Here is an 8,228-nt window from a genome sequence, read left to right on the forward strand (position 1 = left end):
GCACCCAGCGGCCGGGCGTCGGTGGCCGACCGCGCGCTGGCAGCGCCGCGCCCGGACCATTCTCCAACCAGGTCATCAGCTGGTAGGTGGCCGGTGAGTGCAGGGCGAGGCGGAGATGGTCGCCGAATCTGTCGAAAGGATCGATGACGGTCGGCGAGCCGAACGCCCGCATCTGTTCGGCAATGTTCGCGGTGACGGTATGGGAGATCACCGGAAGATCCGGTCGCAGCAGCGCCGCGGTCATGGTGACCGACAGATTCACTTGATCGTCGCCGGTCAAGGCGAGCACCCCGGCGCAGTACGGGCTCACCAGCCCGGCGATACGCAGTTGGTGGGGGTCTCCGGCGTTGGTGGCCAGACCTGGAACATCGGCATGGAATGCGCCGAGATCGAGTTCGTCGATCCGTTCGGCGTCCACGTCGATCACGACGACCCGCTGCCCCATCTCGTCGAAGGCCGCCACCAGCAACTCCCCCGCGCGCCCGTACCCGGCCAGCAGCACGAACGGCTCGCGCAGGGCGCGCACCTTACGGTTGAATCGCTGGACGGCGCGGACCTGCCGGTAGCTGCGATCCTGCAGGAGTGAGAGCAGGGTGCCGATGGCGTACGCCCACCCGATCACCGTGAGATAGATGCAGAGGGTCAGCCACAGCCGCTGTGCCACGGTGAACGGCCACGGGAGTTCGCCGAAGCCGATCGTCGTTGCCGTGTAGCTCATCACGTAGAACGAGTCGAACGGAGTGAGGTGGACGGTGTTGCCAGCGTCGTCGACCCCGGGAATCAGACTGAGCCCGAGCGTACCGATCGCAAAAACACCGATGATGGTGATCAGCGGCACGCGCATCCGCCGCAGGAGAACAAAGATGGTGGCCGACGGCGGCTCGTCGGCGAGGGCGGCACCGTCGGCGGGACGAGGACTCCACGCTGGGCCGCCGGAGATACTTGAGGGCACGTTTTTGCCACCCGGTGGCGGGTCTGCCCGGCGGTGCCAGCCTGCGCCACTTACTCCTGCCATTGAGTCGCCTCAGCCCCGGTGAAAAGTGACCGTCTCGATCACCAACAATGTCACCGACACCAGGTTCGCCAGGAGCGCACCTGCTGCCAGGGAGACCACGCTGGCCATCGACGACGGGGTGAGCCCGGTCCCGACGATCTGCGTGGCGAAGACCCACACGATCACCGCTGCCACCAGCTGTAGGTCAGCGACGAGGCTGGTCGCCAGGTGCACGGCTCCCAACTGCGTGCGATCGCCGAATTTGAGCACCGTCGCGATCAAACTGATGGTGACCGCAGCGAACAACTCGTAGACGCTGTGCTCGGCGGTATCGGACAGGTTGCCGATCACGAAGCCGAAGTTCAGGGTCGCGGCCAGCAGCACGAAGAAGCCGAAGACCACCTTCTCCATGTTCACGCGGCACTCCATTTCGTCACTGGTCTCATGGGTCAGACGGTAGTCGGCCAGGCCAGACCTGGCACCCTATGCCGCGATATCTCCTGCGCCACCGACGACGATGCCCCGCGAGCGCTCCGCCGCGCCAGGACTCCGCCGCTCCCCGAACACTCGTCTCACAATCTGTGACAGTATTCTTTTGCAACATTGGAGTCCGTTTACCAGTGTTAACAATCGATCTTTCGCAGATTTTACGGAGTGTCGCAGCTAGTCGCGTAACTATTTTGCGATAGGTTGTGGGCATGACAGCACACCGGAGGCCGACCGGCTATCAGCTCGGCTACGCCCGCACCGGCCGAAGTTCGGACCGGCTCGCCGAACAGTTGGATACGCTCACCGCAGCCGGTATCGACCCACCTCGCATCTACAGTGATCGTGCGACCAGTACGTCGTCGACTGCCGTCGAACGCCCCGGATGGGCAGCCCTTCTCGCCTACGCGCGGCCCGGCGACACCACCGTCGTCGTCGCGCTCGACCGCCTCGGCCGGACGGTTCCCGAGGTGCTCGCCAGCGCCCGGGAACTGACCGGCCGCAGCATCGGTCTGCGGTCGCTGCGCGAGGGCCTGGACACCAATGATCCGACGGGCGCTCTGGTCGTCGGCATTTTGGCGTCCCTCGCCGTGCTCGACGACGAAGCTTCCGGCCCGCGCCGCCAACGACGCTCGCCGCACACACAAAGTGGCGTCGGACGGCCACGGGCCTTGGATGACGACCAAGTCGCCGCCGCCGAGCGGCTCCGCGCGCAGGGGCACCCGGTCCCGGAGATCGCGGCCGAACTCGGCGTCAGCCGCGCCACCGTGTACCGCCGACTCGCGCCCGGGAAGTCGGCGCGATGAACCACCGCGAACCGCAGGTGCACGAGCTCGACATCATCACCGAACACGGCACCGTCACCCGCCTGCCGACGTCATTCCCGCTCATCGACCCCGAACTCGACGAGTACCTCGATCCAGACTTGTTCCAGAAGGGTTTCGACGACGCACTCGAACACCTGGGCACCCTGCCCCCGGCCTGGGCCCGGCACTTCGCGACGACCACCCTCGCCCAGGAGCCGGACCCCGAGGACGACGAACCCAGCCACACCCGAGGCTTCCGCGCCGGCCTCTACGGACACCTGCGCCACGGCACGTCATGACCACCGCTACCCACCGAAGATCCGTTGCAGCTCCGCGTAGCCGAGCGCGCCGTCGAGGAATCACAAGGTGCCGGTATCGCCTCGACTAATCGGCCGATCGTGGCGAGGTCGGCGACGGACTCCAGCATGACCTCGACTCCGAGCCGCTGGCCGTCGGGCAGTCCCCTCGCCCAGGCGATCCCCGCGCTCGTCGTCGCCAGCGCCGGGAAACCCATCTGCTCGAGTAGTCGTGCCGATCCCGCATCCCAGACGTGGGGGATCACGAAACCCGGCCCCGTGTGCAGGGCGAGAAATGCCGTCGCCGCCGCCTTCGTCTGCGCCCAGTCATCCGCCATGGCTTCACCCGAGATCGTCGACCTCCATCGTCCGCCCCTGCGCCCGCGCGCGCAACGGTGAGACTGTAGGTCGTCGTCAAAGAGATCTTCGGGGTACGACGTGCAAGTACGAGAGAGCACGAGCCATTAACCCGAGAGCACAAAGGTCCTAGCCGAACGTCGGCTAGGACCTTTGATCTGTTGTCGGGCTGACAGGATTCGAACCTGCGACCCCTTGACCCCCAGTCAAGTGCGCTACCAAGCTGCGCCACAGCCCGTTTCCCCTTGCGGGGCACTCCCTTTGGGGAGCGATGACTACCTTAGCGCACGCGCGAAGGTAGTCACGAATTGGCCTTCGTGCCCGTTGCCTCCAGGCCGGGGTTGCCCTTGTTGCGGTCGAACCAGACCCAGATTCCGGTCAGGATGACCGCGCCGACCAGTGAGCCAATGACGCCGCTCGGGCGGAACTCGAAGCCGTGGCCGTCGATCAGGCCGATGATCAAGCCGCCCAGGAATGAGCCGAGCACGCCGGCGGCGAGCGCCACCGTCCAGTTCACGCCGCCGTGTTTGTTAGCGCCCAGCAGCAGCTGCGCCGCCGCGCCGATGAGCATTCCCCAGAGGATGATTCCGATGATCAGCATGAGCAGCAGTATTCCACAGCACCGGCACCGCTCAGCGGCGCGTCACTTCTTGCGGTCACGCTTGTCGCGAACCCGCACATTGACCCGCACCGGGGAGCCGTCGAAGCCGAACTCCTCGCGCAGCCGACGCTCGACGAAGCGACGGTAGCCGGCCTCCAGGAAACCGGTCGTGAAGAGCACGAACGTCGGCGGTCGGGTGGCGGCCTGGGTGGCGAACATCACGCGCGGCTGCCGGCCCCCGCGCACCGGCGGCGGGGTGGCCGCGATGACCTCTTTGAGCCAATTGTTGAGGCGGCCGGTCGAGACGCGCCGATCCCACGACTCCAGGGCCTGCTCCATTGCCGGCACCAACTTCTGCACACTGCGGCCGGTCTCGGCGGAGATGTTCACCCGCCGCGCCCACGGCACCCGCGACAGCTCGCGGTCGATCTCTTTGTCGAGCTCGTAGCGACGATCCTCGTCGACCAGATCCCACTTGTTGAAGACGACGACCAGCGCCCGCCCGCTGTCGACGATCATCGACAGCACTCGCAGATCCTGCTCGGTGATCGGCTGACTCGCGTCGATCAACAACAGCGCCAACTCGGCCGAGTCGAGCGCCGCACGCGTACGCAGCGACGCGTAATACTCGTGCCCCGTGGCCGTCCGCACCTTGCGACGCAGACCCGCTGTGTCGACGAACTGCCACTGTTTGCCGTCCAGCTCGATGATCTCGTCGACCGGATCCACCGTCGTTCCGGCGACGTTGTCGACCACCGAACGCTCTTCTCCGGCAAGGCGATTCAGCAGCGAACTCTTGCCGACATTCGGCTTGCCGACCAGCGCGACGCGACGCGGTCCACCGGAGCTATGCCGCTCCCGTGGACTGTCCGGCAGCTTCGCCAGGATCAGGTCGAGCAGATCGGCGGTGCCGCGGCCGTGCGAGGCGGAGATGGTGTGCGGCTCCCCCAGTCCGAGCGACCACAGCGTCGCGGCGTCGGCCTCGGCGCGCTCGGAGTCGACCTTGTTGGCGGCCAACAGCACCGGCGTCGTGGATCGACGCAGGATGCGCGCCACAGCTTCGTCGGTCGACGTCGCCCCCACCGTCGCGTCGACGACGAGGACGATCAGGTCGGCCGACCGCATGGCCAGCTCGGCCTGCGCGCTAATCGACTGCTGCATGCCCTTAGAGTCGGGCTCCCAGCCACCGGTGTCGGTCACCATAAATCGTCGTCCCAGCCACACCGCTGGATACGACACCCGGTCGCGGGTGACGCCCGGAATATCTTCGACCACGGCCTCCCGGCGGCCGATGATGCGGTTCACCAACGTCGACTTACCGACGTTCGGCCGACCGACGATGGCCACCACCGGCAGCTTCTCGGGCTCGCCGAGCTCGTCGCCGTCGGCAAGGAATTCCGACAGGTCCCACTCGGCCTCGTCGCTCCACGTACCATCGCCGGGCAACTGCTCCTCGGCGTAGATCTCGTCAGACATCTCGTACTCCGATCCGCTCACCGACGAGCTCACTCAGTCGGTCAAGCACCTCGTTCAGGGTCATCTCACTGGTGTCCACCTGCACCGCGTCGTCCGCCGCCCGCAAGGGGCTCACAGTACGTGTGGAATCCAGTTGGTCACGGCGATTCACACTCTCGAGCACCTCGGCCAGATCGCTCGGGCGCCCATCTGTCAGGTTCTGCCGATGGCGGCGCTGCGCGCGCGCCTCGGGCGTCGCGGTCAAAAACACCTCCAGCTCGGCATTCGGAAAAACGACGGTGCCGATGTCGCGTCCCTCCACCACCAGGAATGCGCCGTCGGCGTGGCTTCGCTGCGACGCGACCAACTTCTCGCGGACCGCCGCATTGGCCGACACCGCCGATACCGCGGCGGTCACCGCGTCGGTGCGGATCTCCTGCGAGACATCGTCTCCGTTGAGGTACACCACGGTGCCGTCTCCGCCTTGCACGAGCCGAATGTCCAGTGGCGCAACGACTTCAGCGACACCAGCCTCGTCATCGGGGTCCACAGCGGCGCGCAACACGGCCAGCGTGGCCGCGCGGTACATCGCGCCGGTGTCCAAATACTGGGCGCCCACCCGGCGGGCGAGTTGCCCGGCAACGGTGGACTTTCCGGTTCCCGCGGGGCCGTCGATGGCGACGACGTCGACCGTCGTGTTCGCGGGCGCGCTCACATCCGTACCGCCTTGTACAGCTCGCCGACTTCTTTGCTATCCAGTACGCGCATGCTGCCCGGGCGCTGCCTCCCGAGGGCGATCGGGCCGATGTCGGTACGCACCAGACTCTGCACCGGGAAGCCGACCTCGGCCAGCAGGCGGCGCACGATGTGCTTGCGGCCCTCATGCAGAATCAGGCGCACCAGGCTGCGGCCCTCGTGCAACTCCAACACTGCGAAATCGTCGACCGAGGCCGGACCGTCGTCCAGGGTGACCCCCTTGCGCAAGACGCGGCCCAGGCCGCGCGGCACCTGGCCACGTACCGTCGCCAGGTACGTCTTGGGCACCTCAAAGGACGGGTGCATCAGCCGGTGGGCCAACTCGCCGTCGTTCGTCAGCAGAATCAGGCCCTCGGTGTCGGCGTCGAGGCGTCCGACATGGAACAGGCGCTGGCCAGCCATCACCCGCTCGGAGACCAAGTCCCCAATGCACGGGCGGCCCTGCTCGTCGCTCATCGTCGACTGCCAGCCCTTAGGCTTGTTGAGGGCCAGGTATTGCTTGGATTCGTCGATCACCACGCGCGCGCCATCGACCTTGATAATTGCCGTGTTCGGGTCGATACGCAGGCCTTGCTCGACGACGATCTCGCCGTCGACCTCCACGCGGCCAGCGGCGATCATCTCTTCGGCTCCACGCCGGGAGGCGACACCAGCAGCAGCCAACACCTTTTGCAGGCGCATACCGTCGGAGATATAGGTGGCGCCGTCGCCGGTCTGGTCGGCGACCTGTTTGCGCGCAGGCTTGGCATTGTTGAGGCGGACGCGTCCGGTGGCCGCATCGGGCTGCGCGCCCTTGCGGTGCGGCTTGCGCTTAGCGCCGTGCTGGCCGGTACCACCCTTGCGTGCAGGCTTGCCCCGGCCGTTGCCTGAGCCCTGTCCCGGTTTGCCGTCTCGGCTAGCGGTTCCCATCAGAATGTTTCCTTCAGTTGTGTTTTTCTCAGCCCTCGTCGGCGTCCTTCAAGACTTCCGCCGAGGCGTCCGTCGTCAATTCTGCCGCCGGTGCACCCAGTTTGGCGAATCGCGGATCATCGAGCAGCTCCTCGCCGAGATCGTCAATCACGTCGATATCGGGCAGCAGTGGGGCGAGATCGGGCAGTTCAATGAGCGAGGCGAGACCGAGCCGCTCCAGAAATAGCTCGGTCGTCTCATACATCGTCGCGTTGGTCGTCTCGTCAGCGCCCGATTCGGTGATCAGGCCGCGCGCCAGCAGGGTGCGGACCACACCGTCGACGTTGACACCGCGAATGGCGCTCACCCGGGCACGCGTCACCGGCTGTCGATAGGCGATCACGGCGAGCGTCTCCAGTGCGGCGCGCGTCAGCTTGCTGCGGGCACCGTCGAGCAGCAGCCGCTCCACATACGGCGCGTAATCCGAGCGGGTGTAATAGCGCCAACCGTCACCGGCGAAACGCAGATCGAAGCCACTCGCCGACTCCGTCAACTCGCGGGCCAGCTCGCCGAGCAGGTCACGAACCCGGATCCGGTCTTGATCGACGACAGCGGCGAGCTCCTCGGTGGAGATCGGCGAATCCACCACCAACAGAACCGCTTGGAGTGCGCCGCGCAGTTCGTCGTCGTCAAGGAACCGGTCCTGTTCATCGACGATCGTAGGGTCAGTCATCCGTAGTCCTCCTCAGCGTCCGCCATCGCTTTGTCCAGATCGGCATCGTCGGCGTCGCCAGACCAGCCCACTTTCAGTTCGCCCAGCGCTTCTTCTTGTTCGAAGGTGACCGCGCGTTCACGGTACAGCTCAAGGAGCCCAAGGAAACTCGCTACTACTTCGATCCCGTTGGTGCAGTCGGCGACGAGTTCACCGAAGCTCAGCATGCGGCCGTTCGACGCCTGGAGCAGGCCACTGATTCGCTTGGCCTGCTCGGGCACCGAGACCTGCGAGCCGTGCAGGTGACTGAGCCCGACCGTGGGCTGCGGTTTAGGCGCCATCGCCGCGGCCGCGATCTGGGCAAAGCCCAGCGGATCGACGCCGAGCTCGACCTCGGGCAGCAGCGCGGCGTACCGGTCCTCCAAGGACACCGCGCGCGGATAGCGCTGCAGGGCCGTGGCTTCCAGTTCCGCGAAGAGCAGAGCCACCTGTTTATAGGCCCGGTACTGAAGTAGTCGCGCGAACAGTAGGTCGCGCGCTTCCAAGAGCGCCAGGTCTTCCAGGTCATCCACTTCGCCGGACGGGAGTAGTCGCGCCGCCTTGAGGTCGAGCAGGGTGGCCGCAATCACCAGGAACTCGGTAGTCTGCTCCAGGTCAGCGTCCGGGCCGAGCGCTTTGGTGTAGGTGATGAAGTCATCGGTGACGGTATGCAGGGCCACCTCGGTCACGTCGAGCCGATGTTGACTGATCAGGTTCAACAGCAGATCGAACGGCCCGGTGAAGTTCGTGAGCTTGACCTCGAACCTGGCCGGCGTGCCGCCGTCGGCACCCTGCGGGTCGCTGGCACCCTGCGCGTCGTCGGCACCCTGCGCGTCGT

11 protein-coding genes and 1 tRNA gene are annotated in these 8,228 nt (G+C 66.2%); 2 read left to right on the plus strand and 10 right to left on the minus strand.

Annotated features, from left to right (window positions below; genetic code table 11):
- Both WAW85_RS01880 and WAW85_RS01885 read right to left on the minus strand, forming a co-directional pair.
- A partial coding sequence (locus WAW85_RS01880; protein ID WP_422557966.1) for an NAD-binding protein occupies window positions 1–952 on the minus strand: 952 nt, incomplete at its 3' end.
- Window positions 953–1,024: 72 nt separating this feature from the next.
- Entirely contained in the window at window positions 1,025–1,405 is a 381-nt protein-coding gene (locus WAW85_RS01885; RefSeq protein WP_422557976.1) for a DUF6394 family protein, read from the minus strand.
- Between the two features lie 287 nt (window positions 1,406–1,692).
- Here WAW85_RS01885 and WAW85_RS01890 point away from each other — a divergent pair, with 287 nt between their 5' ends.
- Both WAW85_RS01890 and WAW85_RS01895 read left to right on the plus strand, forming a co-directional pair.
- Window positions 1,693–2,286 carry a recombinase family protein gene (locus WAW85_RS01890; protein WP_422557967.1) on the plus strand — a complete coding sequence of 198 codons (594 nt, stop codon included), beginning with the start codon at window positions 1,693–1,695 and terminating at the stop codon, window positions 2,284–2,286.
- Window positions 2,283–2,585: a hypothetical protein gene (locus tag WAW85_RS01895; RefSeq protein ID WP_422557968.1), complete on the plus strand. Its 303-nt coding sequence runs from the start codon at window positions 2,283–2,285 to the stop codon at window positions 2,583–2,585. The genes WAW85_RS01890 and WAW85_RS01895 overlap by 4 nt, the downstream gene beginning before the upstream one ends.
- Here WAW85_RS01895 and WAW85_RS01900 read toward each other — a convergent pair.
- The 8 genes from WAW85_RS01900 to WAW85_RS01935 all read right to left on the minus strand — a co-directional run.
- Window positions 2,555–2,920, minus strand: coding sequence for an isocitrate lyase/phosphoenolpyruvate mutase family protein (locus WAW85_RS01900; protein WP_422557969.1), 366 nt, complete (start codon window positions 2,918–2,920; stop codon window positions 2,555–2,557). The two genes, WAW85_RS01895 and WAW85_RS01900, sit on opposite strands and share 31 nt — an antisense overlap.
- 183 nt (window positions 2,921–3,103) lie before the next feature.
- Window positions 3,104–3,177 (minus strand) — tRNA-Pro (locus tag WAW85_RS01905).
- A gap of 63 nt (window positions 3,178–3,240) precedes the next feature.
- Window positions 3,241–3,540 carry a GlsB/YeaQ/YmgE family stress response membrane protein gene (locus WAW85_RS01910; protein ID WP_422557970.1) on the minus strand — a complete coding sequence of 100 codons (300 nt, stop codon included), beginning with the start codon at window positions 3,538–3,540 and terminating at the stop codon, window positions 3,241–3,243.
- Window positions 3,541–3,582: 42 nt separating this feature from the next.
- On the minus strand, window positions 3,583–5,016 hold the full coding sequence (der, locus tag WAW85_RS01915) for a ribosome biogenesis GTPase Der (protein WP_422557971.1): 1,434 nt from the start codon (window positions 5,014–5,016) through the stop codon (window positions 3,583–3,585).
- Window positions 5,009–5,710, minus strand: a complete 702-nt coding sequence (gene cmk, locus WAW85_RS01920; protein WP_422557972.1) for a (d)CMP kinase — start codon at window positions 5,708–5,710, stop codon at window positions 5,009–5,011. Before cmk ends, der begins: the two co-directional genes overlap by 8 nt.
- Window positions 5,707–6,660 carry a pseudouridine synthase gene (locus WAW85_RS01925; protein WP_422557973.1) on the minus strand — a complete coding sequence of 318 codons (954 nt, stop codon included), beginning with the start codon at window positions 6,658–6,660 and terminating at the stop codon, window positions 5,707–5,709. The genes cmk and WAW85_RS01925 overlap by 4 nt, the downstream gene beginning before the upstream one ends.
- 28 nt (window positions 6,661–6,688) lie before the next feature.
- A complete protein-coding gene (gene scpB, locus WAW85_RS01930; protein ID WP_422557974.1) occupies window positions 6,689–7,372 on the minus strand; it encodes an SMC-Scp complex subunit ScpB in 684 nt (227 codons plus the stop codon).
- Window positions 7,369–8,228, minus strand: an 860-nt coding sequence (locus tag WAW85_RS01935) for a segregation and condensation protein A (protein ID WP_422557975.1), incomplete at its 5' end; no start/stop codon positions are given. The genes WAW85_RS01935 and scpB, both read right to left, overlap by 4 nt.

The sequence above is a fragment of the Gordonia sp. (in: high G+C Gram-positive bacteria) genome, from assembly GCF_049299075.1.
Classification (GTDB): Bacteria; Actinomycetota; Actinomycetes; order Mycobacteriales; family Mycobacteriaceae; genus Gordonia.

What these genes read in the sequence shown, in the direction of transcription:
- WAW85_RS01910 (WP_422557970.1), bottom strand. Translation starts at nt 3,540, where the DNA reads ATGCTGATCATCGGAATCATCCTCTGGGGAATGCTCATCGGCGCGGCG.
- WAW85_RS01895 (WP_422557968.1), top strand. Translation starts at nt 2,283, where the DNA reads ATGAACCACCGCGAACCGCAGGTGCACGAGCTCGACATCATCACCGAA.
- WAW85_RS01885 (WP_422557976.1), bottom strand. Translation starts at nt 1,405, where the DNA reads ATGGAGAAGGTGGTCTTCGGCTTCTTCGTGCTGCTGGCCGCGACCCTG.
- scpB (WP_422557974.1), bottom strand. Translation starts at nt 7,372, where the DNA reads ATGACTGACCCTACGATCGTCGATGAACAGGACCGGTTCCTTGACGAC.
- WAW85_RS01890 (WP_422557967.1), top strand. Translation starts at nt 1,693, where the DNA reads ATGACAGCACACCGGAGGCCGACCGGCTATCAGCTCGGCTACGCCCGC.
- WAW85_RS01900 (WP_422557969.1), bottom strand. Translation starts at nt 2,920, where the DNA reads ATGGCGGATGACTGGGCGCAGACGAAGGCGGCGGCGACGGCATTTCTC.
- WAW85_RS01925 (WP_422557973.1), bottom strand. Translation starts at nt 6,660, where the DNA reads ATGGGAACCGCTAGCCGAGACGGCAAACCGGGACAGGGCTCAGGCAAC.
- der (WP_422557971.1), bottom strand. Translation starts at nt 5,016, where the DNA reads ATGTCTGACGAGATCTACGCCGAGGAGCAGTTGCCCGGCGATGGTACG.